The organism is Kineosporia corallincola (assembly GCF_018499875.1).
Lineage (GTDB): Bacteria > Actinomycetota > Actinomycetes > Actinomycetales > Kineosporiaceae > Kineosporia > Kineosporia corallincola.
Genome location: NZ_JAHBAY010000019.1, coordinates 105,694 through 131,540 on the forward strand (window position 1 = coordinate 105,694; position 25,847 = coordinate 131,540).

At 72.4% G+C, this 25,847-nt stretch carries 25 protein-coding genes; 13 read left to right on the forward strand and 12 right to left on the reverse strand.

Annotated features, from left to right (window positions below):
* Nucleotides 1-197 precede the first annotated feature (197 nt).
* Together KIH74_RS32580 and KIH74_RS32585 are read left to right on the forward strand one after the other, a co-directional pair.
* A complete protein-coding gene (locus KIH74_RS32580) occupies nucleotides 198-1,220 on the forward strand; it encodes a LacI family DNA-binding transcriptional regulator (RefSeq protein ID WP_214160269.1) in 1,023 nt (340 codons plus the stop codon).
* A gap of 120 nt (nucleotides 1,221-1,340) precedes the next feature.
* Nucleotides 1,341-3,842: a glycoside hydrolase family 2 protein gene (locus tag KIH74_RS32585; protein ID WP_214160270.1), complete on the forward strand. Its 2,502-nt coding sequence runs from the start codon at nucleotides 1,341-1,343 to the stop codon at nucleotides 3,840-3,842.
* A 69-nt stretch (nucleotides 3,843-3,911) separates the two neighbouring features.
* Here the strand turns inward: KIH74_RS32585 and KIH74_RS32590 are convergent, their stop codons facing one another.
* The gene (locus KIH74_RS32590) at nucleotides 3,912-4,787 is read right to left on the reverse strand and encodes an LLM class flavin-dependent oxidoreductase (protein WP_214160271.1); all 876 of its coding nucleotides are present in this window, start codon (nucleotides 4,785-4,787) and stop codon (nucleotides 3,912-3,914) included.
* Nucleotides 4,788-4,906: 119 nt separating this feature from the next.
* On the opposite strand from KIH74_RS32590, the gene KIH74_RS32595 reads away from it, so the two are divergent.
* On the forward strand, nucleotides 4,907-5,236 hold the full coding sequence (locus KIH74_RS32595; RefSeq protein WP_214160272.1) for a hypothetical protein: 330 nt from the start codon (nucleotides 4,907-4,909) through the stop codon (nucleotides 5,234-5,236).
* A complete protein-coding gene (locus KIH74_RS39050; RefSeq protein WP_214160273.1) occupies nucleotides 5,233-5,595 on the forward strand; it encodes a response regulator transcription factor in 363 nt (120 codons plus the stop codon). Before KIH74_RS32595 ends, KIH74_RS39050 begins: the two co-directional genes overlap by 4 nt.
* Here the strand turns inward: KIH74_RS39050 and KIH74_RS32605 are convergent.
* Nucleotides 5,585-7,768, reverse strand: a complete 2,184-nt coding sequence (locus tag KIH74_RS32605) for an MMPL family transporter (RefSeq protein ID WP_214160274.1) — start codon at nucleotides 7,766-7,768, stop codon at nucleotides 5,585-5,587. The genes KIH74_RS39050 and KIH74_RS32605 overlap by 11 nt on opposite strands.
* 23 nt (nucleotides 7,769-7,791) lie before the next feature.
* On the opposite strand from KIH74_RS32605, the gene KIH74_RS39055 reads away from it, so the two are divergent.
* The 5 genes from KIH74_RS39055 to KIH74_RS32630 all read left to right on the forward strand — a co-directional run bounded on the left by KIH74_RS39055 (nucleotide 7,792) and on the right by KIH74_RS32630 (nucleotide 11,803).
* Nucleotides 7,792-8,370 (forward strand): MarR family winged helix-turn-helix transcriptional regulator, encoded by a 579-nt coding sequence (locus KIH74_RS39055; RefSeq protein ID WP_214160275.1) that lies wholly within the window; start codon nucleotides 7,792-7,794, stop codon nucleotides 8,368-8,370.
* Between the two features lie 134 nt (nucleotides 8,371-8,504).
* A complete protein-coding gene (locus KIH74_RS32615; RefSeq protein ID WP_214160276.1) occupies nucleotides 8,505-9,719 on the forward strand; it encodes a sensor histidine kinase in 1,215 nt (404 codons plus the stop codon).
* On the forward strand, nucleotides 9,716-10,546 hold the full coding sequence (locus KIH74_RS32620; protein WP_214160277.1) for a carbohydrate-binding protein: 831 nt from the start codon (nucleotides 9,716-9,718) through the stop codon (nucleotides 10,544-10,546). The genes KIH74_RS32615 and KIH74_RS32620 overlap by 4 nt, the downstream gene beginning before the upstream one ends.
* A 57-nt stretch (nucleotides 10,547-10,603) precedes the next feature.
* Complete coding sequence (locus tag KIH74_RS32625; RefSeq protein WP_214160278.1) at nucleotides 10,604-11,209, forward strand: sugar O-acetyltransferase; 606 nt, start codon at nucleotides 10,604-10,606, stop codon at nucleotides 11,207-11,209.
* A 42-nt stretch (nucleotides 11,210-11,251) separates the two neighbouring features.
* Nucleotides 11,252-11,803, forward strand: a complete 552-nt coding sequence (locus tag KIH74_RS32630; protein ID WP_372492161.1) for a TetR/AcrR family transcriptional regulator — start codon at nucleotides 11,252-11,254, stop codon at nucleotides 11,801-11,803.
* A 28-nt stretch (nucleotides 11,804-11,831) separates the two neighbouring features.
* On the opposite strand, the gene KIH74_RS32635 is transcribed toward KIH74_RS32630, so the two are convergent.
* The 3 genes from KIH74_RS32635 to KIH74_RS32645 are packed head-to-tail and all read right to left on the reverse strand — an operon-like array spanning nucleotide 11,832 to nucleotide 15,450.
* Nucleotides 11,832-13,259, reverse strand: a complete 1,428-nt coding sequence (locus KIH74_RS32635; RefSeq protein WP_214160280.1) for a dihydrolipoamide acetyltransferase family protein — start codon at nucleotides 13,257-13,259, stop codon at nucleotides 11,832-11,834.
* Nucleotides 13,259-14,236, reverse strand: a complete 978-nt coding sequence (locus KIH74_RS32640; protein WP_214160281.1) for an alpha-ketoacid dehydrogenase subunit beta — start codon at nucleotides 14,234-14,236, stop codon at nucleotides 13,259-13,261. The genes KIH74_RS32635 and KIH74_RS32640 overlap by 1 nt, the downstream gene beginning before the upstream one ends.
* Entirely contained in the window at nucleotides 14,233-15,450 is a 1,218-nt protein-coding gene (locus KIH74_RS32645) for a thiamine pyrophosphate-dependent dehydrogenase E1 component subunit alpha (protein ID WP_214160282.1), read from the reverse strand. Before KIH74_RS32645 ends, KIH74_RS32640 begins: the two co-directional genes overlap by 4 nt.
* A gap of 156 nt (nucleotides 15,451-15,606) precedes the next feature.
* Here KIH74_RS32645 and KIH74_RS32650 point away from each other — a divergent pair, with 156 nt between their 5' ends.
* On the forward strand, nucleotides 15,607-16,440 hold the full coding sequence (locus tag KIH74_RS32650; RefSeq protein ID WP_308114058.1) for an HpcH/HpaI aldolase/citrate lyase family protein: 834 nt from the start codon (nucleotides 15,607-15,609) through the stop codon (nucleotides 16,438-16,440).
* Between the two features lie 19 nt (nucleotides 16,441-16,459).
* Here KIH74_RS32650 and KIH74_RS32655 read toward each other — a convergent pair whose 3' ends face one another.
* Both KIH74_RS32655 and KIH74_RS32660 read right to left on the reverse strand, forming a co-directional pair.
* Entirely contained in the window at nucleotides 16,460-17,296 is an 837-nt protein-coding gene (locus KIH74_RS32655; RefSeq protein ID WP_214160283.1) for a sugar nucleotide-binding protein, read from the reverse strand.
* Nucleotides 17,297-17,305: 9 nt separating this feature from the next.
* A complete protein-coding gene (locus KIH74_RS32660) occupies nucleotides 17,306-17,683 on the reverse strand; it encodes a hypothetical protein (protein ID WP_214160284.1) in 378 nt (125 codons plus the stop codon).
* Nucleotides 17,684-17,827: 144 nt separating this feature from the next.
* Here KIH74_RS32660 and KIH74_RS32665 point away from each other — a divergent pair, with 144 nt between their 5' ends.
* The gene (locus KIH74_RS32665; RefSeq protein WP_214160285.1) at nucleotides 17,828-18,808 is read left to right on the forward strand and encodes a sugar-binding transcriptional regulator; all 981 of its coding nucleotides are present in this window, start codon (nucleotides 17,828-17,830) and stop codon (nucleotides 18,806-18,808) included.
* 63 nt (nucleotides 18,809-18,871) lie between these two features.
* Here the strand turns inward: KIH74_RS32665 and KIH74_RS32670 are convergent, their stop codons facing one another.
* The gene (locus tag KIH74_RS32670; RefSeq protein WP_214160286.1) at nucleotides 18,872-20,386 is read right to left on the reverse strand and encodes an MDR family MFS transporter; all 1,515 of its coding nucleotides are present in this window, start codon (nucleotides 20,384-20,386) and stop codon (nucleotides 18,872-18,874) included.
* Between the two features lie 79 nt (nucleotides 20,387-20,465).
* Complete coding sequence (locus KIH74_RS32675) at nucleotides 20,466-21,071, reverse strand: TetR/AcrR family transcriptional regulator (RefSeq protein WP_214160287.1); 606 nt, start codon at nucleotides 21,069-21,071, stop codon at nucleotides 20,466-20,468.
* A 71-nt stretch (nucleotides 21,072-21,142) separates the two neighbouring features.
* Between KIH74_RS32675 and KIH74_RS32680 the strand changes: the two genes are divergently transcribed.
* On the forward strand, nucleotides 21,143-22,303 hold the full coding sequence (locus KIH74_RS32680) for an FAD-dependent oxidoreductase (RefSeq protein ID WP_214160288.1): 1,161 nt from the start codon (nucleotides 21,143-21,145) through the stop codon (nucleotides 22,301-22,303).
* 10 nt (nucleotides 22,304-22,313) lie between these two features.
* Here the strand turns inward: KIH74_RS32680 and KIH74_RS32685 are convergent, their stop codons facing one another.
* Nucleotides 22,314-23,234 (reverse strand): LysR family transcriptional regulator, encoded by a 921-nt coding sequence (locus KIH74_RS32685; protein WP_214160289.1) that lies wholly within the window; start codon nucleotides 23,232-23,234, stop codon nucleotides 22,314-22,316.
* Between the two features lie 87 nt (nucleotides 23,235-23,321).
* Between KIH74_RS32685 and KIH74_RS32690 the strand changes: the two genes are divergently transcribed.
* Nucleotides 23,322-24,242, forward strand: a complete 921-nt coding sequence (locus KIH74_RS32690; RefSeq protein WP_214160290.1) for an EamA family transporter — start codon at nucleotides 23,322-23,324, stop codon at nucleotides 24,240-24,242.
* A gap of 9 nt (nucleotides 24,243-24,251) precedes the next feature.
* Here the strand turns inward: KIH74_RS32690 and KIH74_RS32695 are convergent, their stop codons facing one another.
* Nucleotides 24,252-24,872, reverse strand: coding sequence for a P-loop nucleotide/nucleoside kinase family protein (locus tag KIH74_RS32695; RefSeq protein WP_214160291.1), 621 nt, complete (start codon nucleotides 24,870-24,872; stop codon nucleotides 24,252-24,254).
* A gap of 35 nt (nucleotides 24,873-24,907) precedes the next feature.
* A complete protein-coding gene (locus tag KIH74_RS32700) occupies nucleotides 24,908-25,768 on the reverse strand; it encodes a hypothetical protein (protein WP_214160292.1) in 861 nt (286 codons plus the stop codon).
* Nucleotides 25,769-25,847: the final 79 nt, after the last annotated feature.

A 25,847-nucleotide genomic window follows, 5' to 3' on the forward strand; every position in this document is an offset into this window, starting at 1 on the left:
CCAGGAAAATAAGGAAACCGTTTGTTTCACCGTCAACGTAGGTCGACCCCGACAACCGGTCAACCCCCGAACTGTGAACGGTCGCAGCATCATCCAGAGCGCTCGCTTGCCGGGCAATCCTTTTCCTGTTTAGCTGAGCGTTCGGCCGAACACCACCGTGCCGACAGCACAGCGAGCGCAGCGAGGGGCGAACGCCGATGAGCAACCAGAAACCCGCCGGCATCGCCGACGTCGCCGCCCGGGCCGGGGTGTCGGTGGGCACCGCGTCCAAAGCCCTGAACGGGCGCGGCAATCTGCGGGAGGAGACCCGGGCCCGGGTGCGCGCCGCCGCCCAGGAACTGGAGTTCGCCCCCAGCACCGTCGCCCGCAGCCTGCTCACCGGCCGCACCTTCACGGTCGGTGTGATCACCACCGACAGCTACGGCCGCTTCAGCATCCCGATCATGCGCGGCACCGAGGACGCCCTCGGCCAGGGCGAGATGCTGGCCTTCCTGTGCGACAGCCGCGACGACCCGATCCGCGAGCAGCACCACCTCAAACGCCTGCTGGAGCGCCGGGTCGACGGCATCATCGTGGCCGGGCGCCGCACCGACGCCCGGCAGCCGATCGGCACCGGCCTGCCGGTGCCGGTGGTCTACGCGCTCGCCCCCAGCGCCGACCCGGCCGACATCAGCGTCACCAGCGACGAGCACGGCGCCGCCCGGCTGGCCGTCGACCACCTGGTGCGCACCGGCCGCCGCCGCATCGCCCACATCACCGGCCCGCACTCACACGCCTCGGCCCGCGAGCGCGCCGCCGGCACTCTCGAGGCGCTGCGCGGGCACGGGCTGGAACTGGCCGGTGAGCCCTGGTTCGGCAGCTGGTCGGAGGCCTGGGGGCGGTTCGCGGTGGCCCAGCTGCTGCGCGGCCGGCCCGACGCCGGCAGCGGCACCGCCGGCCTGCCGTTCGACGGGGTGTTCTGCGGCGCCGACGTGATCGCCCGCGGGGCCACCGACGCGCTGCGCGAGGCCGGGGTGTCGCTGCCGATGCAGGCCGGGGTGGTCGGCGTGGACAACTGGGGTGTGGTGGCCGAGGCCGCGCGCCCGCCGCTGACCACCGTCGACCTGGGTCTGGAGGAGATCGGCAGACGGTCGGGCGAGCTCCTGCTGTCCGCGATCGACGGCACTTCCGCCCCTGGCCTGCACATCGTTCCCGCCAACCTCGTGGTTCGCGAGTCCTGACCGCGCGTGCGGCGCCGCCCCGCCCCTCCCCCGGCGTGCCCTCGGCTGGCTATCATTCCCGGTCCGTAAACTCGCCATGACCGGCGTGTTTCTGGATCCACGCATGCCAAGGAGGGCCGTGTGATCGTCGAGCGACTGGACCGGGGCTGGACACTGCGCGGGATCTCCGGCGTCCCCGACTCGGTACCGGGGGCGCGGGAGAACATCCCCGCGAACGTCCCCGGCAACGTCCACGCCGATCTGCTCGAGGCCGGGCTGATCCCCGATCCCTACGTCGGTGAGCACGAGGCCGCCCTGTCGTGGATGCACCGCGCGGCCTGGGAGTACACGCTCGACCTGCGCGCCCCGGCGGCGGAGCCGGGTGAGCGCGCCGACCTGGTGTTCGCCGGGCTGGACACGGTCGCGACGATCACCCTGGGCGGCCACGAACTGGGCACGACCCGGAACATGCACCGCAGCTACCGGTTCGATGCCGGCTCCCGGCTGTCCGCGGCGGGTGCGCCGCTGAGCGTGCGGTTCGACCCCGCCCTGGCCCACGCCGAACGCCAGTCCGCCCGGCTGGGCCGCCGCCCGCACGCGAACATCCACCCCTACAACGCGATTCGCAAGGCCGCGTTCGGGTTCGGCTGGGACTGGGGGCCGGACCTCCAGGGCGCCGGGCTGTGGCGGCCGGTCACCCTCCAGCGCTGGCGGGTGGCCCGGCTGGCCTCGGTGCGGCCGCTGGTCACGGTGGACGACGACGGCACCGGCCGGGTCGAGGTGCACGTGGAGGTCGAACGTGGCGACGCCACGGGCGATCTCGACCTCCAGCTGACGCTGAGAGACCTCGGTGGGTCCACCGTGCGAGTCACCGGCACCTGCGCCACCGTGGTGCACACCGTGCCCGACCCACCGCTGTGGTGGCCCGCCGGTCACGGGCAGCAGCCCCTGATCGGCCTGACCGTCGCCCTGTTCCACGGCGACGAGCAGCTCGACGTGTACCGGCGCGACGTGGGGTTCCGCTCCGTCCGCCTGGACCAACCCTACGACCAGCCCTACGACCACCCGGCCGAGAGTGCCGGCCGGGCGCTGAACCTCGTGGTCAACGGCCGCCCGGTGTATGTCAAGGGCGTCAACTGGATCCCCGAGGACGCCCTGCTGACCGGGGTCTCGGCCGGTGACTACTCCGCGGCGGTGGGCCGGGCGGTCGCGGCCAACGCCAACCTGCTGCGGGTGTGGGGCGGCGGCATCTACGAGGACCGGGCCTTCTACCAGGCCTGCGACGAGCAGGGCGTGCTGGTCTGGCAGGACTTCGCGCTGGCCTGCGCGGCCTACGCGGAGAAACCGCCGCTGCGGGAGGAGATCCTGGCCGAGGCCCGGGAGAACATCACCCGGCTCAGCCCACACCCCAGCCTGGTGCTGTGGAACGGCGGCAACGAGAACCTCTGGGGTCACGAGGACTGGGGCTGGCGGCGCAAACTGCTGGGCCGCAGCTGGGGCGCCGGCTACTACCACTCGGACTTCCCGAAGCTGCTGGCCGAACTCGACCCGACGCGTCCCTACCTGCCGGGCAGCCCGTCCAGCCCGGGCTACGGCGCCTCCGAGGTGCACCCGAACGACGAGCACCACGGGGTGCGGCACGAGTGGGAGGTGTGGAACCGGCTCGACTACACCGCCCACGGCGAGCACGTGCCCCGGTTCTGCGCGGAGTTCGGCTGGCAGGCTCCGCCCACCTGGTCCACGCTGGTAGCCGCGGTCGGGCACGACTCGCTGGCCAAGGACGCGCCGGCGTTCCTCAGCCACCAGAAGGCGGCGCACGGCACCGCCAGGATCGACGCCGGGCTGGAGCACCACTTCGGCGTCCCCACCCGGTTCGCCGACTGGCACTGGGCCGCGCAGCTGAACCAGGCCCGGGCCACGGCTTTCGCCGTGGAGCACTTCCGCGCCCACGCACCCCGCACCAGCGGCTGCGTGCTCTGGCAGCTCAACGACTGCTGGCCGGTCACCTCGTGGTCCATGGTGGACGGCGAAAACCGGCTGAAACCAGCCTGGTACGCGTTGCGGCGCGCCTACGCGCCGAGGCTGCTGGGGTTCCGGACCAGCACCTTCGACGGCACCGGGACCGGCCTGCGGGTGGCCGTGATCAACGACGACGAGCAGCCTTTCGCCGGCGTGCTCACCCTGCGCCGGGCCACGTTCGGCGGTGCGGTGCAGGCCGGCGGGTCATTGCCGTTCGACGTGCCGGCCCGCGGCGTCCAGCTGCTCGACGTGCCCGCCGTGCTGGCCGCCCCCGGTGACCCGCACGCCGAGGTGCTCGTGGCCGAGGCCGGAACGCTGCGCGCCATCCACTGTTTCGCGATCGACCGCGACCTGGCCTACGAGCCCCGCCCGTTCCAGGCCACCGCCCGGCACCTGCACGACGACCTGTTCGCGGTCACCGTCACGGCCACCTCGTTCGCGCGGGACGTCACCGTGCTGGCCGACCGCGCCGACCCGGACGCCGTCGCCGACGAGGCCCTGGTGTCGCTGCTGGCCGGGGAGTCCCACACCTTCCGTGTGCAGGCCCCGCACCGCCCCGACCCCGCGGCCCTGACCCATCCCCTGGTGCTGCGCTGCGCCAACGACGTCATCGGGCCGGCCTGATCCCGCGCCGGCCGGCCTTCGGCGCGACCTTCCACGCGACCTTCCACGCGACCGGCCGGACCGGCCACCTCACTGGGCGGCCGCGAGCCGCTCCGCCACCTCCTCCAGCACCTTCACGTCGCCGGCGTACGGGTTCTCCGGCCGGGGCCAGTGGGTCAGCACGTCGGTGAAGCCGAGCTCGGCGGCACGCCCGGTCACCTCCTCGTAGAAGTCCGCGCTGCTCAGCGAGAACGGCACCGCCGGACGCTGCCCGGGCGCGTCGAGCATCAGGTACCGCCGGAACGGCTCCTGCTCGCGCCCGGCCAGGGCGAGCGACTCGTCGAGGATCTTGCCCTGCCCGGCCAGCCCGTCGATCCATTCGCCCAGGCTGTCGGCGGACGGGCCGAGGGTCATCCAGCCGTCGCCCACCCGCCCGGCGTAGCGCACGCCGCGCGGGCCGTTGGCGGCCACGACCACCGGCAGGTCCGGCACCGCGGGCAGGTGCCGCGCGTCACTGGTGGAGAACCAGCGGCCCTGCGTGCTCACGTGGTCCTCCGAGCGCAGCCGCAGCAGCAGGTCGGTGAACTCCTGGAACCGGTCGACGCGCTCGCGCACGCTCAGCGGTTCCTGGCCGAGGATGCGTGAGTCCAGGTCGCCGCCGGTGCCGACGCCCAGCACGAAGCGGCCGCCGGAGATGTCGTGCAGGGCCTGGGCCTCGCGGTACAGCGCCAGCGGGTGCCGGAAGTTCGGCGCGCACACGGCCGTTCCCAGCCCGATCGTACTGGTGACGGTGGCGGCGGCGCTCAGCGTGGGCACACCGGCGAACCACGGCGAGTTCGGCAGGCCGCCCCAGACCAGGTGATCGTAGGTCCAGGCGTGGTCGAAACCCATGTCCTCGGCCGCGGTCCACAGCGGACGCGAGCGCGCCCAGGGCTGGTCGGTGAGGATGATGACGCCGTGCTTCACGCTGACCTGCAATCGTCGCGGGCGGTCGGGGAACGGCCGCCAGGCTATCGGGCCGTTGACACACCCTGCGTAACCTGCCTGTAATGGACGGGCCTGGGCCACGGGGAGGTAGAACGCTCATGCATGACGACGTCGCCTGCATCATCGGCGAGATCCGGCGCCTCACCACACCTTTGCCCGGTGCCAGACCCGTTGCGGCGGGGCCGGACCCGCGACCGGCCGGCCCGCTCACCCCCGCCGTCGTCCTGCGGCTTCCCGTCGCCGCGCGGCACGTGCTCGCCCTGGCCGCCCAGGGGCACCCGGTGAGCCGGATCGCGCTGCTCACCGCCACCGCCCCGGCCCTCGCCGACAGCCGATTGCGGTACGCGGCAGGCCAACTCGGCCTGAGCCCGGACTTCGGCACGGACCCCGGTGTGCGCCCCCGCCCCGGCGCGGTCAGCCGGACGTGACCGTGACCGCGGCCCAGCTCGAAGAGGCCCGCCGCTCGTTCGCCCAGCTGCGCTGCCTGGCCGGTTCCACACCGGACCCGGAACTGCGCGAACGCCTGCACCAGACCGCCGCCCGGCTTCTCGACGCCATCGTCGCCCCGGTCACCGGCCAGCACGTGCGGCCCCTGAAGCTGACCGTCCGGGAGATCGACGTGCTGGCCGTCGTGGCCATCGGGGCCACCAACAGCGAGGTGGCCGAGCGGCTGGGCATCACCACCGAGACGGTGAAGGGTTATCTGCGCACCGCCATGCACAAGCTCCAGGCGACCAACCGGTTCAGCGCCGTGCAGTCCGCCCGGCGCCACCGCTTCATCCCCTGAGGCCCCCCGACCCGGCACCGTGAGCACCGTCGTTCTCGCGGTCGTTCTCGCGGTCGGCCGCGCGGGAGAGCCGGCCCGGCCACCAGAACCAGCGCCCCAGCAGGGTGACCAGGGCGGGAACCAGCACGCTGCGCACCAGCAGGGTGTCGAGCAGCACCCCGAACCCGACGATCACGCCGATCTGGGTGAGCACGATCAGCGGCAGCACCCCGAGCACCGCGAACACCGCCGCCAGCAGCACGCCGGCGCTGGTGATCACCCCGCCGGTCACCGCCAGGGCCACCGAGATCGGGCCTCTGGCAACGTCTGTGGCGATGTCTGCCGCGACGTCTGCCGTCTCACCGCCCGATCGCACCCGCTCGGCCTCCTCCTTGGCCCGGGTGGTCAGGAAGATGTTGTAGTCCACCCCGAGCGCGACCAGGAACAGGAAGGCCAGCAGCGGCACGGTCAGGTCCAGGGCGGGGAAACCGAACCAGTGCTCGAACGCGACCCAGGCCGCGCCCATCGCCGCGGCGTAGGTGGCCACGACGGTGAGCACCAGCACCACCGCGGCCACCAGCGAGCGCAGCAGCAGGAGCAGCACACCCAGCACCACGGCCAGGACCAGCGGGATGATCAGCAACCGGTCGCGGTGGGCCACCTCGTCGGCGTCCAGCGCCTCGGCGTCGGACCCGCCGACCAGGGCGCCCGCGTCGATTTCGCGGATCGTGGAACGGATCTCGCCGATGATGCGGAAGGACGCGTCGCTGGCCGGCGCCGAGTCCAGCACCACGTCGATCGCCGTGCGCCCCGAGCCGTCGGCCGAGGGCCGGGCGGAGCGCACGCCCTCGACGTCCCCCAGCACCTGCACGGCGCGATCGGCGACGTCGCTGCCGACCACCACGACCGTCGGCTCGGACGACCCGGCCGGGAAGTGCTCGCCGAGCGTCTCCTGCCCGGTGACCGACTCCGGCGTGGCGCGGAACTGCTCGGTCTGCGAGAGCCCGGTGCGCAGCCCGGCCAGCGGGATGATCAGGACGGCCAGCAGGGCGGCACCCGCCAGCCCGACCAGCACCGGGCGCCGGGTGACGGCCCCGGCCACCCGCCACCAGATCCCGGCCCGCACGTCCAGCTCGCCGGTCCCGGCGGTGCGCACGTGCGGCACGAAGGGCCAGAACAGCCGGCGGCCGGGCACGGTCATCGCCGCGGGCAGCACCAGCAGGGCGTACAGGACGGCGGTCACGATGCCGAGCGCACCGCCCAGGCCGATGTTGCGGCTGGACGGGCTGTCGGCGAACCCCAGGCACAGCAGCGCGAGCACCACCGTGCCGGAACTGGCCAGGATCGCCGGGGCGGCCCGGTCGACGGCGACCTTCATCGCGTCGTAACGGTTCTCGTGACGGCGCAGCTCCTCCCGGTAGCGGGCGATCAGCAGCAGCGCGTAGTTCGTGCCGGCCCCGAACACCAGCACCGAGGTGATGCCGACGGAGGCACCGTCGGTGGTGAACGGCAGCACCTTGGTGCCGGCGGCGACCACGGTGACGGCCACCTGGTCGGCCACGCCGACCACGGCCAGCGGCACCAGCCACAGCCAGGGGCTGCGGTAGGTCAGCAGCAGCAGGAGCGCCACCACGATCGCGGTGAAGGCCAGCAGCCGGGTGTCGGCGCCGTCGAACACCCCGGCCAGGTCGACGGTGAACGCCGGCCCGCCGGTCACCTGCGCCCGCAACCCGTCCGGCAGGCCGGCCAGATCGGCGCGCATCGCCTCGACGATCGTCACCAGCTCGTCGTTGGACGCGGACGACGACAGCGGCACCCCGACGACGGCGGCCTCGCCGTCGTCGGAGACCTGCTGGAACGTCTGTGACCCGGCGACCGCGTACCGCTCCAGGTTCTTCACCAGCGACTGAACGGTGGCCCGGTCGTCCTGGGTCAGTGCCTGGCCGTTCCTGTCGATGACGACGATCGCCGGCACCACCTCGCTGCCACCGAGCTCGTCGCGCACCTGCGCGGCCTGGCGTGACTCGGCACCGGCCGGGACGTTGGCCACGCCGTTGCCCGACTCCTCGGCGGCGATCGGGGCCGCGAGGGCGAGCCCGGAGAAGACCACCGCGATCAGGACGACCAGCCGGCTCAGCCTCGGGCCCACCAGGTGCGGCAGGCGGCGTTTAGTTCCACCGTCGAATAGTTCCACAGCGGAAAGAGTATGATGATCGCGTGCAGGACCACAATCCGAAACGCCCGGCCCGCCCCGAGACTCCCGGCCGGAGCACCGCCCAGAGCACCCACCGGACCGACGAACCGGCCGACGGGCAGCCTCGCCGGCGCCACGCCCACGGCGACCCGCGCCCCGAGGCGATCCGCGCGGTCCGGGCCATGGCCGCGTTCGCCAGCGAGTCGGAGATGTACCTGGCCGCCACCGGCCGCGAGGGCGCGATGCACCGCACCGACCTCAACGGCCTGCGCGTGGTGATGGCCGGATCCGAGTCCGAGCCGGTCACCCCACGCCGCCTCAGCGAGGCCCTCCAGCTCAGCGCCCCCGCCACGTCCGCCATGCTCGACCGGCTCGAGCGCCTGGGCCACGTCGAACGCCACCCCCACCCCAGCGACCGCCGCTCTGTGGTGGTCACCGCCACCGAGCACGCCCGCACCGTGGGCGCCTCGATGTTCGGCCGGGTCGGCGCGCACATGGCCCCCGTGCTCGCCGGGCGCAGCGCCGGGGAACTGGCACTCATCGCCCAGTTCCTCGAAGACGCCACGGCCGCCACCAGCTCCGCGCGCGCCGACATCCCCTGACCGCGCGTCACCGTCCGAGGGCTGGTCCGGCCGGTAACGTCCGACCATTACACTCCCCCATGTCATAGCTGGCGCCGCTCGCCGCTGAATGTCGTGGTTAGTCGTGGTTACACGCCTCGGGAGGGGCTTTTCCGTTGGTCCAGAGCCTCGCCGGTGACACCGAAGTCGTACCCGGGGCCGCACCCCGGCTGATCCCGGCCGGGCAACCGGGCGTGCAGGCCGCGGCGGTGCTGTCCCTGGGCCGGGCGATCCTCGTCGCCCGGCTGATCCTGTCGTTCCTCTACGCCGTCACGGCCGTGCTCCTCAGCGGCGCCGACGCGCAGTCCCTCCAGCGCTACGCCGTCCCGCTCGCGATCATCGCGGCCGTCACGTCCACCGAGCTGGCCACGCTGCGCCGGATGGCCAACGGCCCGCCCCGGGTGCTGCTGGTGCTGGCCGACTCCGCGGTGGCGCTGGTGCTGTTCCTGGTCTGGACCGGCGACCCGGTCTACGTCGTCTACCAGATCGGCGCCGCCGCCCTGGCCGGTGCGATGCTCGGCCTGCACGGCGCCCCGCTGTGGCTGGGCCAGGCCGTCCAGGCCGCCGCGACCTGCTGGTTCGTGCTCGCCGACAAGGTCGCGCCGCTGGCGACCACCGTGGTGCTGGTCACCGCGCCGGCCCTGATCCTCGCCGCCGGCGCCTCCTCGATCACGCTGGCACAGCTGATCCGCGACCGCCTCAACCGCGACCTCGACCCGTCCGTGCCGGTAGCCGTCATCCACGACGCGGTCAGCACCACACTGCGCCGCTCCTGCCTGGCCTGGTTCCGGCTGCCCCGGTTCGGCCGCCGCACCTCCTCGGGACCCGGTCCGCTGGCCGACGAGCTGGCCCGGCTGCTCACCCAGGACACCCTGACGGCACTGGAACAGGCCGAGATCCCGGTCGGGGGTGTGCGGTTCGACTACTCGCACGAGGACTTCGCCGACAGCCTCGACGCGCTCTGCCACGAGTGGGCCGCCTCCACGAACATCCATCTGCGCACCGATCTGCCACCGGTCTGGCTGCGGGTTCCGGTGCGTCACCAGCTCGCCCTGATCGTCGACGACGCCCTGACGAACGTCTCCGAGCATGCCCACGCCACCCGGGCCCAGGTCGAGCTCACCGAACGGAGGCAGGGCGTGACCATCACCGTCAAGGACAACGGCCAGGGCTTCGTGGTCCCGTCCGACCCGGCGACGCTGCGCGGCGGCGACTACGACGGGATCTGCCGGATGATCTCGCGCTCGTCGTACCTGGGCGCCAACCTCACCATCACCACCGCGCCGTACTCCGGCACCGAGATCAGGGTCCGGCTCGAGGGGAAGCGATGAGAACGGCCAAGATGAAGAGCCCCGTCAGCAAGACGTTCACCGCCCTGCCCACGTCGTGGCTGTGGCCGGCCGGCCCGCCGATCTGGCAGATCTCCACGCTCGGCGCCGCCGTGGCCCTCACCTCGGTCGCGGTCCCGGCCCTGCCCACGGTGCTGCCCGACAAGACGCCGTCCACCCAGACCCCCTCGGCGCAGGCACCCTCCCCCGGCGACGACGGTGTGCTCAGCGGCGAGAGCGGGACCGGCGGCACCGCGGCGGTGGCCGCCCCCGCCACCACGTCCACCCCGGCCGCGACCGACCCGACGGCCGTGCCCACCGTCACCGCGATCACCCCCACCGGGCAGCCCGGCGTGACCGCCACCCAGGCACCCACGGCGACCACGTCGTCCACCCCCGGATCGACCCCGTCGGCCACCGCCACCGCCGAACCGCCGGCACCCACCCAGGACGCCGCCGCCCCGGTCACCGTCGCGGCCGCCGACGAGGGCAACCAGCGCTGGCTGGTCACCAGCACCACCTGCGCGACCTGCGTCTCGGGCAACCGGGTGATCGGGATCGGGCTGCTGGCCACGCTCACCGTTCCGGTCGAGAGCGACACCGCCGGCACCCGGCAGCTGACCATCGCCTACGAGAGCCGGCTGGACCGCGACCTGTACATCAGCGTGAACGGCGGCTCCTCGCAGAAGGTCACGGTGGCCGGAACCGGCAGCTTCGAGACCCCGGGCTGGACCACCGTCAGCGTGAACCTCCAGCAGGGATCGAACACGATCAAGTTCCACAACCCGATCGGCCTGGCCCCCGACCTGGACCAGTTCCAGATCGGCTGACGCCCTCGCGGGTACGGCCGTGCACCTCGACCCCGCTTCTTGTGTACGGTCGTACCCATGACCGAGCCGTCCACACCCGACTACTTCGCCGGCGACCCGCGCAGCAACCGTGAGCGCATGCTGGCCGGGGACCTCTACCTCGCCGACGACCCGGAGAGCGAGGCCGTCCACCGGCGCGCCCAGCGCCTGCTGGAGGAGTACCGGGCGCTGATCCTCGCCGGCGACGACGAGGCCGGCCGCGCCGTCCTCGCCACCGTGCTGGGCACGGTGGGTGCCGGAGTGGCCGTGCGCCCACCACTTTTCGTCGACTACGGCGAGCACATCCACATCGGCGCCCGCACGTTCGTCAACTTCAACCTCACCGCGCTCGACGTCGCACCGATCCGGATCGGCGAGGACTGCCAGATCGGGCCCAACGTGCAACTGCTGACACCGACCCACCCGATCGAGGCCGGGCCGCGCCGCGACAAGCTGGAGGCCGCCCAGCCGATCACGATCGGCGACAACGTCTGGCTCGGCGGCGGCGTGACGGTCTGCCCCGGCGTCACGATCGGCGACAACTCGGTGATCGGCGCCGGCTCCGTGGTCACCCGCGACATCCCGGCGAACGTGGTCGCCGTGGGCACCCCGGCCCGCGTCGTGCGCGAGATCAGCGAAAACTGAACGGTGGACGACGAAAACCTCCCCGGCCCCGGCCCGGGCTCCGTGGCGCGACCGCGGGCCCGCCGTCACGATCCGGAGCGGCGTGAACGCATCCTGGCGGCCTGTCTCGACGTGATCGCCGAGGCCGGCGTGGCCGGGACCTCGCACCGCCGGGTGGCGGCCGCCGCCGACGTGCCGCTGGGCTCGATGACCTACCACTTCGCCGGCATGGACGACCTGCTGCGCGAGGCCCTGACCCGGTTCTCCCGTTCAGTGTCCGAGCGTTTCGAGGCCCGGATGGCCGGCGTCCACGACGCCGAGGGGGCCCGGCGGGCCACGGTCGACCTGATCATGTGCGACACCCTCCAGGACCAGCGCGAACTGGTGCTGACCCAGGAGCTGTACACACTGGCCGCCCGCGACCCGTCCTACCGCACCGTCACGAACGCCTGGATGGCCGCCAGCCGCGCCGCCCTGGAACGGCATTTCGACCCGCTGACCGCCCGGCTCGTGGACGCCCTGATCGAGGGCCTCACCCTGCACCGCGCCCTGGACACCGAACCCCACGACCGCGCCACCGTGGTGGAGGCACTGGAGCGGATCACCGGCGCCTAGCCACCGGCCCGTGCCTGGCGTCACATCGTCACACCAGCAGCAATTCGTCCCGGGGGTTCTTCAGCACGGCCCCGATCCGGGCCACCGCCTGCGCACCCAGTTGCCCGTCGATGATGCGATGGTCGAACGACATCGCCAGCTGTGTCGTCCAGCGCAGCGCGATCCTGCCCCGGTGCTCCACCGGGGTGCGGCGCACCGCCCCCAGGCAGAGGATCGCGCTCTGACCGGGATTCAGGATCGGCGTCCCCGAATCCACGCCGAAGACACCGATGTTCGTCAGCGTGATCGTGCTACCGGTCAGGTCCGAGGGGCCGGCCGTGCCGGAACGGGCCAGCTCGGTCACCCGGGTCAGCTCACGGGCCAGGGCGGGCAGGGCGAGCTGGGCGGCGTCCTCCACCGTGGGCACCAGCAGCCCCCGGCCGGACGCGGTGGCGACACCCAGATGGACGCGACGATGCAGCACGATCTCCCTGGCCGGCCCGCTGAACGTCGCGTTCAGGTCCGGCATCTCCCGGGCGGCCAGGCACAGCGCCCGCGCGGCCAGCAGCATGACGGTCACCCGGGCACCCGCGAACGCCGGATGCTCACGCAGCCTGGCCACGAGTTTCACCGACCGGGTGACGTCGACGGTGTGGAACACCGTCACGTGCGGAGCGGTGAAGGCGCTCGCCGTCATCGCGGCGGCCGTCGCGGCCCGGACACCGCGCACGGGAACGTGCTCGTCGTCCTGACCGGTGGGGGCGGCCGCCGGTGCGGGCGAGAGGTCGGAACCGGTCCCGGAAGGGGCGGGCGGCGCAACCGTGCTCGCGGCCCGCGCCGCCAGCACGTCCTGCCGGGTGATCACACCGCCGCCACCCGTCGCCCGCACCGCGCCCAGGTCGATTCCCAAGTCCCTGGCCAGTTTTCGCACCGGTGGCTTCGCCAGAGGACGGACGGGCGAGGCGGGACCGGCCTCCGGGACCGGCAACAACGGTTCGGCGACCGGTTCGGCGACAGGTTCCCTTGCCGGGGAGGAGGTTTCCGGCCGGCCAGGGGCGCCCGGGGTCCGGACCGGGGGACGACGACGGCTCCTGCCACGACTGTGCCCGGGACCGTACCCGACCAGCACGGACGGAGATCCACCCGCCAGCTCGCCATCGGCCCCCGGCACTGCGGAAGACGGCTCCGGGCGCGAGGTTCCGGCAGACCCGGCGGCGGGGTGACCGAGCTGCGTGATCGTGACGATCGGGGTGCCCACCGGCACCAGCTCGCCGGCGGGCACCAGCAGCTCACCGACCACACCGGCATACGGAGAGGGCAGCTCCACCAGGGATTTCGCTGTCTCGATCTCGACCAGGGGATCATTGACGGCCACCTCGTCGCCCACCGCCACCCGCCAGGTGACGATCTCGGCCTCGGTCAGCCCTTCCCCCACGTCGGGGAGCCGGAACTGTTGTCCGGACGTCGTTCTCGTCATCAGAACCCCAGCAGCTTGTCGACGGCGTCCAGGACCCGGTCGGCGTCCGGCAGGTACTGGTTCTCGTACTTCGCCGGTGGGTACGGCAGGTCGAAGCCGGTCACCCGCAGCACCGGGGCCTCCAGGTGGTAGAAGCAGCGCTCGGTCACCCCGCTGACGATCTCGGCGCCCAGCCCGGCGAAACCCGGTGCCTCGTGCACCACCAGGCACCGGCCGGTGCGGCGCACCGAGGCGCAGACCGGGTCCAGGTCCAGCGGCGACAGCGAGCGCAGGTCGATCACCTCCAGGGAACGTCCCTCCCCCTCGGCGACGGCCGCGGCCTCCAGGCAGGTCGCCACCATGCCGCCGTAGCAGACGACGGTGGCGTCCGTGCCCTCCCTGGCCACCAGTGCCCGGTCGAACGCCGGGGCCAGCGTCAGGTCGGACGACACCTCGCCCTTGTCCCAGTAGCGCCGTTTCGGCTCGTAGAAGATCACCGGATCACCGCAGGCCATGGCCTGCCGCAGCATCCAGTGCCCGCTCTGCGGGTCGGAACAGATCACCACCCGCAGCCCGGCCGTGTGCGCGAAATAGGCCTCGTTCGACTCGCTGTGGTGCTCCACCGCGCCGATGCCGCCACCGCAGGGGATCCGGATCACCACCGGCAGCGGCACTTTCCCGGCCGTGCGGGCCCGCATCTTGGCCAGTTGCGAGACGATCTGGTTGAACGCCGGATACACGAACCCGTCGAACTGGATCTCGCAGATCGGGTGGTAGCCGCGTATGGCCAGGCCGATGGCGGTGCCGACGATCGACGACTCGGCCAGCGGCGTGTCGATCACCCGGCCGGAGCCGAAATCCTTGCTCAGCCCGTCCGTCACGCGGAACACCCCACCGAGCGGACCGACGTCCTCCCCCATGACGATCGCCCGCGGATCCTCTTCCAGCACCTGCCGCAGGCCCGCGTTGAGGGCGGCGGACAGGCTCAGCCGGCTCATCGTCCCACCCCCACCCCGAAGGCCCTGGCCGTCCGGGCCTGGCCCGCGAGCGAGTCCGGGGGTCCCCCGTCGTCGTCCACCTCCTCGTCCAGGAAGCCGGCGACCAGGTCCGCGTACGCGGCCTTCTCCGACGACAGCAACGCCGTACGCCGCGCGTAGACCTGGTCGAACAGCCCGTCCAGCTCGACCGGGCCGAATCCCCGCACGGCGGAACGCACCTCGACCGCGAGAGCCTCGCACTCGGCGTCGAGCGCCGTCCGGAACCCCTGGTCCCACCAGCCCTGCGCCTCCAGGAGCTTCTCCACGCGGCTGAGCGGGTCCTTCGCCTGCCAGGCGTCGCTCTCGGCCTGGTCGCGGTAGCGCGTGGGGTCGTCGGAGCTGGTGTGCGCCCCCATCCGGTACGTGACGGCCTCGACGAACGCGGGACCGCCTCCGGAACGGATGTGCCGGACCGCCTCCCGGGTGACCTCGTGCACGGCGAGCACGTCGTTGCCGTCGACCAGGAAGGACCTCAGCCCGAAACCGGCCGCGCGGTGGTGGATCGGGGTGCGCATCTGGAGACTGGCCGGGGTGGAGATGGCGTACTGGTTGTTCTGGCAGAAGAACAGCACCGGCGCCGAGCAGGTGGCCGCCCAGTTGAACGCCTCGTTCGCGTCGCCCTGGCTGGAGGCGCCGTCACCGAAGTAGGCGGTGACCACCTCGTCGGTCCCGTCGCGCTGCACGCCCATCGCATAACCGGTGGCGTGCGGCAGGTGCGCGCCCAGCACCACCGTGTACGCGTGCAGGTGCCGTGCGGCCGGGTCCCAGCCGCATCCGGACACCCCGCGCCACTGAGCCAGAATCTGGGACGGCGAGACACCCCGCACCAGACACGCGGCGTGCTCACGGTAACTCGGGAAGACGTAGTCGGCCGGGCGCAGCGCCGTGACCGAGCCGACCTGGGCGGCCTCCTGGCCCAGGCTCTGCGCCCAGATGCCCAGCTCGCCATGCCTTTGCAGGGCGAACGCCTCGGCGTCCAGACGCCGGGTCAGCCGCATCCAGCGGTAGAGGTCGCGGGTCAGCCCGGGGGTGACCCAGCCGGGTGCGCCGGCGAGAACACCGTCGGGACCGAGGATCTGCGCGGGCCTGTCGCCAGGGTCACGCAACGGTGCGCCGGACGGTTCGCGGGCCAGCTGGTGAGACGTGCTGCCCGAAGCGTGCGTTGGTTGCGTCATTGCATCCTCCACTGCATCCTCCACCAGATCCGGTGCCGGGCACCGGGACGAAAGGGTGGTCGTCCCGCGGCCCGCGGATGTACTCGTGACCCACCGGGGTGAGGTGGATCACGAGACAATCTAGCCGCGCCGACGCCGTCTGGGTACCGTCGGAGCGTGGACCCGTCCCCGGTGAGACCAGAGCCCGCGGCACCGGCCGGCCCGGCCTGGCTGTTCTGCCCGGCCGACCGTCCCGACCGTTACGGCAAGGCCGCGGCGGCCGCCGACGTGGTGATCCTGGATCTGGAAGACGCCGTGGCCGCCGGCGACAAGCCCGCGGCACGGCGGGCTCTCGTCGATCATCCGCTCGACCCCGCCACCACGGTGGTCCGCCTCAATCCCACCTCCTCGCCCGAGCACGCGGCCGACCTGCGGGCCCTGTCGGACACCGGCTACACCACGGTGATGCTGGCCAAGACCGAATCACCCGAACAGGTCACGGCTCTGGCGCCGCTCGGGGTGATCGCGCTGGTGGAGACGCCCCGGGGCGTGGTCGGGTGCACGGCGATCGCCGCCGCGGCGAACACCGTCGGGCTGATGTGGGGCGCGGACGACCTGATCGCCGGGCTGGGCGGCACCTCGAGTCGTCACGCCGACGGCAGCTACCGCGACGTCGCGCTCGTCGCCCGCTCGAGCGTGCTGCTGGCCGCCGGGGCCTTCGGCCGGTTCCGGCTCGACGCGGTGCATCTCGACCTCACCGATCAGGAGGGTCTGCGGGCCCGGGTGGACGACGCGGTGGCCAGCGGGTTCAGCGGCACCGCGTGCATCCACCCGAGCCAGGTGCCGGTCGTGCGGGCCGGTTACCGGCCGGCGGAGGCCGAGGCGGGCTGGGCCAGGCGGCTGCTGGCGGCCGCTCCCGGTGAGCGCGGGGTGTTCGCCTTCGAGGGCCGCATGGTCGACGCGCCGCTGCTGCGGCACGCCGAGGCGATCCTGCGCCGGGCCGGCGACTGAGCGGGCCCCACCACCCGCCTCAGGCCAGGAAGGTTCTCGCGCCGCGCAGCCGGGTGCTCAGCCCGGCCTGGGTGCGGGTGCTGTCGAGGCGCACGTCCACGGGGCCGGGCACGCCTGCCGCGCGGCGGCTTCCGCCGGGCAGCGCGGTGGGGTCCAGCCCGTCCCGGCGGGCGATGAGAACGCCCAGGTCGTAACGGCTCACCGGGTCCTCGCCGGCCAGGTGCCGGATGCCGTGGGCGCGGGGGTCGGCCGCCAGTTCCAGCAGCGCGGCGGCCAGGTCGGCGACGTGCACGGCACAGCGCACGTCGTCCGTGAACAGGGTTCCGGCACGGGTGCCGGCGGCCAGTTCGTGCACCAGCCGCTCGGTGGGCGAGGCCCCACCGCCGACGATCAGGGAGGTGCGCGCGACCACCGCCGACGGGTCCAGCCCCCGCACGGCCAGCTCCGCCGCCGCCTTCGCCGCACCGTAGGCGTGGACCGGATCGGGCGCGGCCGCCTCGTCGTAGCGGTCGGCGGCGCCGGAGAAGATCGCGTCGCTGGACACGTGCACCAGACGGCTTCCGACCACCGACGAGGCGGCCGCGACGTGCATCGCGCCGTCGGCGGTGGTGGCCCAGTCCGCCTGCCGGTAGGCGGTGTTGATCACCGCGTCGGGGGCGAGCTCCCGCACCAGGGCGAGAACCCGCTCGCGGTGCGTGACGTCGAGCTGGTGCCACGCGACGTCCGGCGACCGCGGCGAGAAGGAGCCGGGGCGGGCGGAGAAGTGGGTGCCCGACACCCGGTGTCCCGCGCGCCGGGCCTGGGAGATCACCTCACCGCCGAGGAATCCGCTGCCGCCGACCACGAGGAGACGCATGCGCGGATGCTAGCGGTCGCGGCCGAAAACCAGGTCCAGAAAGGCCTCGTCGCTCTCGTCGGCACTCACCAGCAACGCCTGCGCGCAGCCGAGGGCAGAACCCAGCGCCGGCACCAGTCCCGTTCCGCGATCGACGTCGACGATCGTGCTGGTGGTGATCGCGACCTCACCCGCCTGCTCGAGGGCCTGCCCGGTGCACCCGGCGCCGGGTCTCAGCCGCACCAGCGCCACCTGCGCCCGTTCCGGGCTGTCCACCAGGTTCCCGTAACCCGCGGCGAGGGCCGCGTCCAGGCCCTCGACGTAGATCGTGGGGCGGTCGGTGATCGGGATGATCTCGTGCTCGTCCATCAGGATCGTGAACGTGGTCCGCACGGCCTGGACGGTCATGGGCTCCTCGGAAACCTGGCAGCTCTCGAAAACTTTTCGGTGGATCAGGCGCAAACAGCCCAACGCGACCGGCCCAAGATCCGTTTCGAGGTGTCGGTCACACGGCGTTCGAATAGAAATTCACCAATGGCCTACTATGCGGCGGTGACCAGCTCCCCCGACCTCGAGCCCGACCAGCTGCGGCTGCTGGTGCGGGTGGCCCGGCTGTATCACGAGCAGGGCGTACGCCAGCCGCAGATCGCCGCCGACCTGCACATCTCCCAGCCCCGGGTGTCCCGGCTGCTGAAACAGGCCGCGCGGCTGGGCATCGTGCACACCGTCGTCACCGTGCCCCCCGGCGTGCACGCCGACATCGAGGAGCAGCTCAAGCAGCGCTACGGGCTGCGCGACGCGGTGGTCGCCGAGATCCCGCCCGGGGAGGAGGACCGGCTGCTGCCGCTGATCGCGTCGGCCGCCGCCGGCTACCTCGACGCCACGCTCAGTGGCACCCTGGAACGGGTCGACGACATCGGCCTGTCCGCCTGGAGCGCCACCCTGCTCGCCACCGTCGAGGCGATGCGCCCCAAGCGCCCCGCCGTCGCCCGCCACGTCAGCCAGGTGCTCGGCGGCATCGGCGACCCGGGCGCCCAGGTGCGCGCCACCCGGCTGCTCACCCGCTTCGCCGAGGTGACCGGCGGCCAGCCGCTGTTCATGCCGACCCCCGGGCTGGTCGGCACCCCGCACCTGCGCGAGGCACTCACCCAAGACGGCTCGGTGGCCCAGATCGTGCGCTCCTGGGACGAGCTCACGCTGCTCCTGGTCGGGATCGGCCGGCTCACGCCGTCCCCCCTCCTGCGCAGCAGCGGCAACGCCATCACCGACGACGAGCAGCGGGAACTGCGCGAGCGCGGCGCCGTGGGCGACGTCTGCCTGCGCTACTTCGACGCCGAGGGCGCGCTCGTGCCCTCGGGTTTCGACCAGCGGGTCGTCGGCATCACCCCGGAGCAGATGCTGCGCATCGACCGCCGGGTGGGGGTGGCCGGCGGCGCCGACAAGCACGAGGCTGTCCGCGCGGCCGTGCTGGGCGGATGGGTGAACGTGCTGATCACCGACCTGGACACGGCCGGCGCACTGATCAGTACCTGAAAACCAGGGACGACGAGGAGCCTGGCGAAAGCTCCTCGTCGTCCTCAGTTCTGACGCTGTCGCCTACATCTGGGCGGGCTCGGGCTCGCTCTCCACGTCGTGCGTGTCCGACAGCTCCTTCTCCGGCAGCACGAACGCCAGCACCAGGCCGACCGCGAAAAGCGGCAGCAGGTAGGCGAACACCGGCGTGAGGGCGTGCTGGTACGCGGCGATCACCGCGTCCTGCGCCGCCTGCGGCAGCGCGTGCACCATCGCCGGGGTCAGCGAGTTGGAGTCGCCCACGGCCGCGGCCGAGCTCGCGTCCAGGCGCTGTGCCAGCTGGTCGGTGAGCCGGCTGGTGAACACCGCGCCGACCGCGGCGATGCCGAGCGTGGCGCCGATCTCGCGGAAGAAGTTGTTCGAGCTGGTCGCGGTGCCCACGTCGGAGGCCGGGAAGTCGTTCTGCACCGCCAGCACCAGCGTCTGCATCATCAGGCCCAGACCGGCACCCAGCACGAACACGTACACGCAGATCAGCGCGACCGGGGAGTCCACGACCAGGGTGGACATCAGCCCGGCGGCGACCATCACCAGCGCCACGCCGACGATCGGGTACATCCGGTATCTGCCGGTGCGGCTGATCGCGTTGCCCGAGGGTATGGCGGCGCTCATGATGCCGACCACCATCGGGATCAGCAGCAGGCCGGACTCGGTGGCGCTGACGCCGTACACCATCTGGAGGTAGGTGGGCAGGTAGCCGATGATCGCGAACATGCCGACACCGATGACGATCATGCCGATCAGGGTGGACACGTTGAAGATGCGGCTGCGGAACAGGTACAGCGGGATCAGCGGCTCGCTCGCGCGGCTCTCCTGCACGAAGAACAGCACCCAGGCGAGGATTCCGGCGGCGGCGGTGCCCAGCAGCACCGGGTCGCTCCAGCCGTACTCGGTGCCGCCCCAGTCGGCGACCAGCACGGTGCAGCTGACCGCGGCGGCCATCAGTACGAAACCGATGTAGTCCAGCCGGCCGGACACCTGGTGCTTGGGCAGGTGGATGACGATCGCGCAGACCACCAGGGCGAGGATGCCCAGGGGCAGGTTGATCCAGAACGCCCAGCGCCAGCCGATACTGTCGGTGAACCAGCCGCCGAGCAGCGGCCCGGCCACCGAGGACAGGCCGAAGACCGCGCCGATCGGGGCCATGTACTTGGCCCGCTGCCGGGCCGGCACCAGGTCGGCGATGATCGCCTGTGAGGTGATCATCAGGCCACCGCCACCCAGGCCCTGGATGCCGCGGCCGATGATGAGCATCGTCATGTCCTGCGACAGACCGGCGATGGTGGAACCGACCAGGAAGATCGCGATCCCGGACAGGAACAGCGTCTTGCGGCCGATCAGGTCGCCGATGCGGCCGTAGACCGGCATCGCGATGGTGGCCATCAGGATGTAGGCGGTGGTGACCCAGGCCATGTGCTCGACGCCGTGCAGCTCGCCGACGATGGTGGGCAGGGCGGTGCTGACGATGGTCTGGTCGAGCGCCGACAGCAGCATGGTCAGCATGAGGCCGGAGAAGATGATCCAGAAGTTCGCCGGCACTGAGGATTCTGGCTCTGCGGAAGGTCTCTGGGCAGCCGGTAACGACTCGGTCATGGGTGCGGCTCCGGAAAAGGGGTGTTCAGGTGATCAGCAGGCTGTGCAGGAGCGCGGCGGTGCGCTCCACCTCGCTCACCGGGGAGGTGTCCAGGGACGGGCCGTGGGCCCAGCGTTGCAGGCCCGTCCTGGTCGTGGAGAGAGCGAGCGCCGCCAGCAGAGCAGGGACCTCGTCGTCCGGCTCCGCCCCCAGCCGCTGGGCCACGGCCGCGGCGACGACCCGCTCGAAGGCGTCGAAGTTCCCGAGGAGATGAGCCAGGATCGCCGGGTGTTCCTGGGCCAGCGCCATCACCTGACGCAGGTCGTCCCGGGCCGGCTGATTCTGTTCCAGCTCCCGCAGCAGGAGTTCGTTGAGATCACGCAGTACCTGGGCCGGCCCGTCGGACGGGCCGGCGAGGAAGACCGACAGTGCCGGTTCGGGCAGGGATTTCGGCCCGGCCACCACCGCCGCCTCCTTGCTCGGGTAGTAGTTGAAGAACGTGCGCCGTGACACCCCGGCCTCGGTACTGATCATGTCGACGGTGACATGGTCGTAGCCGTGCCGGGCGGCCAGGCGCAGCGTGGCCTCGTGGATCTCCCGTGCGGTGGCGCTCCGCCTGCGCGAGCGCAGGTCCCCCTCGGACGACGTCATGACCTCAAGTATTGCACAGAGTGCAACTTCTGCACCCTAGGCATTTCAAGGGATCCCCGTAGGGTGGGCCCGTGGTTGGACAAAGCACTCATGTCGTTGTCATCGGTGGCGGCATCGCCGGCAGTGCCGCGGCCCTCGCCCTGCACCGGGCCGGGATCGGGGTGACGGTGTACGAGCAACACCCGCGCACCGCAGGCGATCTCGGCGCATTCCTCACCCTGGCCAGCAACGGCATGCGCGCGCTCGCCCAGATCGGCCTGGCCGGCCCGGTCGGCCGGGCCGGTTTCGGGCTGACCGAGTTCAGCGCCATGGACGAGTCCGGCACCGTCCTGATGACCCGCCCGCTGGGTGAGCACGCCGATCCCCTCACCCGGTTCCGCTGCCTGCGCTGGAGCGAGCTCACGGCGGCACTCCAGTCCGAGGTGGTGCGCCAGGGCATCACCCTGCGGCACGGCGCGTCGTTCGTCTCCGCACGCACGGACGACGACGCGGTCACGGCCACGTTCGCCGACGGCTCCACGGTCACGGCCGACCTCCTGCTCGGGGCCGACGGCATCGGATCCGGCGTGCGCGCCCTGATCGACCCCGGCGCGGCCACGCCCCGTTACGCCGGGCAGCGGGTGTTCTACGGATACACCGATGTTTTCAGCCCGCCGACCGGGCCCGGGCGGATCACCATGGTGCGGGGCAAGGCGGCCTCGTTCGGCTACACCGTCTCGCCGGAGGGTCTGACCTACTGGTTCGCGCGGCAGACCGCCGACGCCCTGCCGGACGGCGCCGGGGTGGCGGTCCCGCCCGAACTGCGGGCCGAGCTCATCGCCGCCCTGCGCCTGGACAGCACCCCGACCGCCGGCATCGTCGAGGCCACCGGCGACATCCTGGTGACCAACACCGGCGACCTGCCCGACGTGGCCGCCTGGTCGCGCGGGCGCATGCTGCTCATCGGCGACGCCGCGCACGCCGCCTCGCCGGCCACCGGTCAGGGCGCCTCGATGGCCTTCGAAGACGCCGTGGTGCTGGCGAAGGCGTTGCGCGACAGTGCTTCGGTGCACGACGCGGTGGGGCTGTACGAGGCCGTGCGCCGACCCCGCACCCAGCGGAACATGGACGCCAGTGCGGCGATGAGCAAGGGACAGCGGCCCCCGTCGTCCCCCTCCTCGCCCACGTCGCCGGCTCACGACGACGAGACGCTGGCCCGCCAGATCGACTGGGACACACCGCTCACCGCGTGAGCACCGGCCGTCACAACCGCAGAACCGGCGGGGTGGGGGCGTTCGCGGCGGCGGCCTCGGCCAGCGCCTGACGGAACGCCTCCACCGCACGGTGTTTCGAGCGCCCGGCCCGCACCGCCGTGAACAGCGTGCGGTGCGGGTCACCGGGCAGCGCGACCACCTGGGTGCCGCCCAGATGGTCGCCCATCAGCCCGGGCAGGAACGCCACGGCGTGCCCCATCCGCACCAGGTGCACGTGCAGCGAGGGGTCCGGGCTCTCGAACCGCACCCGCGGCTCGAATCCGGCCTCCCGGCAGACCACGTCGGCCCAGCGCCGGGCCGTGCTCGACGGCGGGTCGAGCGCCCAGGGCAGGCCCGCCAGGTCGGACAGGCCGGTGGGCCGGGCACTGAGCGGGCCCTCCCGCGGGATGGCCAGCAGCATCGGGTCGTTGATCAGGGCGGACCGATCCACCCCGGCGCGCACCGGTTCCGGCACACCGGGATGTTCCTCGCCCAGGATCAGGTCGAACTCGTGAGCCAGCAGCCCTTCGTAGGCGGGACCCACCTCGCGCTGGGTGATCTCCACCTCCAGCCCCGGATGGGCCTGCGCCAGAACGGTGAGGGCGACCGGGGCGATGCTCAGCACCACGCTCTGGAACGAGGCCACCCGCAGCGTGCCCCGGATCTCGGGTTGCGCCGCCGACAGCTCGGCCTCGGCCAGCTCCAGCTGGGCAAGAATCACCTCGGTGTGCTTGACCAGGGTGAGGGCGTCGTCGGTGAGCCGCACCCGGCGCCCGACCCGCTCCAGCAACGGCACCCCGGCCTCCCGCTCCAGCTGCGACAGCTGCTGCGAGATGGCCGACGGGGTGTAGTTCAGAACCCGGGCAACCTCCGCGAGAGTCCCGGAACGGCTCAGTTCATACAGAATTCGCAACCGGGACAGGTTGAGCACGGCGTTCCGATCATTAGCTCTTCTAACGCTTCATGGTGACCAGCGTTCACTAGACTAAATGAAGTCCGCGGCTCGATGCTGGGACACATGCCCGTAACACCCTCCACTGGCCCCCGTACGTCCAGTCCCGCCCTGTTCCTGGTCCTCGGCTCCTGCATCTCGCTCCAGTTCGGCGCCGCGTTCGCCGCGAAACTCTTTCCCGAACTGGGCAGCTGGGGCACCACCGTGCTGCGCCTGGGCATCGCCGCACTCGTCCTGCTGGCCATCACCCGGCCCGCGGTACGCCGCTGGAACCGTGACCAGTGGCGCGCCACCCTCGCACTGGGCCTGTCTCTGGCGGGCATGAACGGCTTCTTCTACGCCGCGATCGAGCGCCTTCCCCTCGGAACCGCCGTCGCCATCGAGTTTCTCGGCCCCCTCACCCTGGCCGCCGTGCTCACCCGCAAGGCCCGCGACCTGACCTGGGTGGCCCTGGCCCTGGGCGGCATGACCCTGCTGGCCGTCGAAAGCGTCACCACCGACGCCTATCTCGACCCCCTCGGCGCCCTTTACGCCCTGATTGCCGCGATGTTCTGGGCCCTGTACATCCAGACCGGCGCCCGCGTCGGCATTCTCGTGCCCGGCACCGGTGGGCTGGCCGTCGCCCTGGTGATCGCCACCTTCGCCGTCGCCCCGCTCGGGATGCCCGGCGCCGTGCAGGTGGTGCACGCGCCGCACCTGCTGCTGATCGGCGCCGGCACCGCGCTGCTCGCCTCGGTGATCCCGTACACGCTGGAACTGGCCGCGCTGCGCCGGGTTCCGCGCAACGTGTTCGGCATCCTGCTGAGCCTGGAGCCGGTCGCGGCCACCTTCATCGGCTGGCTGCTGCTGAGCCAGAGCGCCGGGCCGTTCCGGCTCCTGGCGATCGGCCTGGTGGTGGCGGCCAGCGTGGGTTCCAGCCTGTCCGGCCGGCGGGTGGACGACGAGGAACCCGTGCGGAACCCGGCCGTGGCCGTGACCTCCAGCTGACTCCCCGCCCTACGGCCGGCCACCCGGTTCGGCGACCGGCCCGCCCGGCTGATCCATCCAGGTGGGCCAGCGCTGGGAGGCCCAGTCCTCCCAGCGCAGCCAGCCCGGCGGCGGTTCGTGCCGGGCGCCCACCCCGAACTCGTCGGCCGTGGGCACCTCGAACAGCTCGCGGGCCCGACGTAGCTCGTCGCGGCCCAGGTCGAAGGTGCGGCCGGGCTGCCGCTCCAGACGGTCCCGCACGCGCCGCCACTGCTCGGCCCCGGTGACGGGCAGATACACCAGCCGGCACTGCGCTCCCGCCTCGGCCGCCAGGTGACGCAGGGCCGAGCGCTCGTCCCGGGCCCACAGCCCGAAGTCCAGCACCACGTCGACGCCCCGGCCCAGGGCGCGCATCGCCAGCCAGATCAGGCGCCCCTCCAGAACGTCCCGCTTGCCGTCCTCGTGCTCGGTGGTGCCGAACAGCGGGATGAACCACTCGTCCGGTGTCAGCCGCAGCGCATGACGCTCCCGCTCCAGCCGCCGGGCCCGCGTGGTCTTGCCGGAGCCGGGCAGCCCGGTCATCAGGAACAGCGTGGCCCCGGCCTGCCCCTCACCAGGTGGCACCGGGGGTTCGGCTGCTGCTGTCCTCATCGCCGCATCCCTCCGGCCTGCACATCTTCCGCTGATCAGGGCTGGACGGGAGCGTCGCAGATCTGGGTCACCTGGGACTGGCTGCGGTTGATCCAGCCGGCCACCTCCGTCACTCCCTTCCAGCGGCCGTTCGGGTCGCGCCGCACGTAGCGCCGGATCAGGTCGTCGCGCAGCTGGGTGCAGGCCCGGCGGCGGGCCTGGGTGGCGATCAGGGTGCTGGTGACGGTGAAGTAGTCCTCGCGGATCTGCCCCGGATCGGTCGCAGCCGGAATCCCGCGTGCGACGGCCAGATTCCGCAGGCCCTCGTCGTCCATACCCTTGAGGTCGGCGGCCGGGGCGAGAGCCTGGGTGCGGGCCGCGAAGAACTCGTCAGGCTGCCAGTGCCCGGCCTTCTGGAGGCCGCGCCGGGCCTTCGGGTCGAAGCAGGTCAGCGACCAGGCCAGGGCGGCCCGCCGCTCGCGGAGCCCGGTCAGCCGGGCCTCGGCGTCGTCGAGCAGGCCGGCGACCAGCTTGATCCGGGCTGGCAGTTCCGCCACGGCCGGGGCCGTGCCCACCTCTGTGCGGACCCAGGTGATCTCCCGGGCCGTGATCTCCTCCGCGTCGGGAACGCGCAGGCCTGACCGGGTGCGCGCGGGTGCATCGGCGGGGCCGGCCGCGGGCAACGGCAGCCCGGCCAGATCGGGCGCGTGGACGTGACGCAGCTCGCGTCCCTGCTTGCGCCGGCCGGAGATCGACTGACGCGAAACCCCCAGCAGAGCCGCGATCTGCTCGACACCCCAGCCCGCGTCGTCGGTGAGGGCCGCGACGTACGCACTCATCACCGTGGAACGGCCGCGATCGGCCTGGAGCCGCTTCAGATGTTCCGCCACCAGCGCGGCAGCGCCCTGCTCAACCATGCCGCCGAGCGTAGGGGAAACGCCCGGGCCAGTGGTCGTGTCCCGAGGCCCCATGAATGCACCGGCGGCAAACGCAGTA

Bases quoted from the DNA above. Each gene is read 5' to 3' on its own strand.
- KIH74_RS32690 (WP_214160290.1), top strand. From the start codon at position 23,322: ATGCCCGTAACACCCTCCACTGGCCCCCGTACGTCCAGTCCCGCCCTG.
- KIH74_RS32645 (WP_214160282.1), bottom strand. From the start codon at position 15,450: ATGACGCAACCAACGCACGCTTCGGGCAGCACGTCTCACCAGCTGGCC.
- KIH74_RS32635 (WP_214160280.1), bottom strand. From the start codon at position 13,259: ATGACGAGAACGACGTCCGGACAACAGTTCCGGCTCCCCGACGTGGGG.
- KIH74_RS32700 (WP_214160292.1), bottom strand. From the start codon at position 25,768: ATGGTTGAGCAGGGCGCTGCCGCGCTGGTGGCGGAACATCTGAAGCGG.
- KIH74_RS32580 (WP_214160269.1), top strand. From the start codon at position 198: ATGAGCAACCAGAAACCCGCCGGCATCGCCGACGTCGCCGCCCGGGCC.
- KIH74_RS32660 (WP_214160284.1), bottom strand. From the start codon at position 17,683: ATGACCGTCCAGGCCGTGCGGACCACGTTCACGATCCTGATGGACGAG.
- KIH74_RS32655 (WP_214160283.1), bottom strand. From the start codon at position 17,296: ATGCGTCTCCTCGTGGTCGGCGGCAGCGGATTCCTCGGCGGTGAGGTG.
- KIH74_RS32620 (WP_214160277.1), top strand. From the start codon at position 9,716: ATGAGAACGGCCAAGATGAAGAGCCCCGTCAGCAAGACGTTCACCGCC.
- KIH74_RS32595 (WP_214160272.1), top strand. From the start codon at position 4,907: ATGCATGACGACGTCGCCTGCATCATCGGCGAGATCCGGCGCCTCACC.
- KIH74_RS32640 (WP_214160281.1), bottom strand. From the start codon at position 14,236: ATGAGCCGGCTGAGCCTGTCCGCCGCCCTCAACGCGGGCCTGCGGCAG.
- KIH74_RS32695 (WP_214160291.1), bottom strand. From the start codon at position 24,872: ATGAGGACAGCAGCAGCCGAACCCCCGGTGCCACCTGGTGAGGGGCAG.
- KIH74_RS32675 (WP_214160287.1), bottom strand. From the start codon at position 21,071: ATGACGTCGTCCGAGGGGGACCTGCGCTCGCGCAGGCGGAGCGCCACC.
- KIH74_RS32625 (WP_214160278.1), top strand. From the start codon at position 10,604: ATGACCGAGCCGTCCACACCCGACTACTTCGCCGGCGACCCGCGCAGC.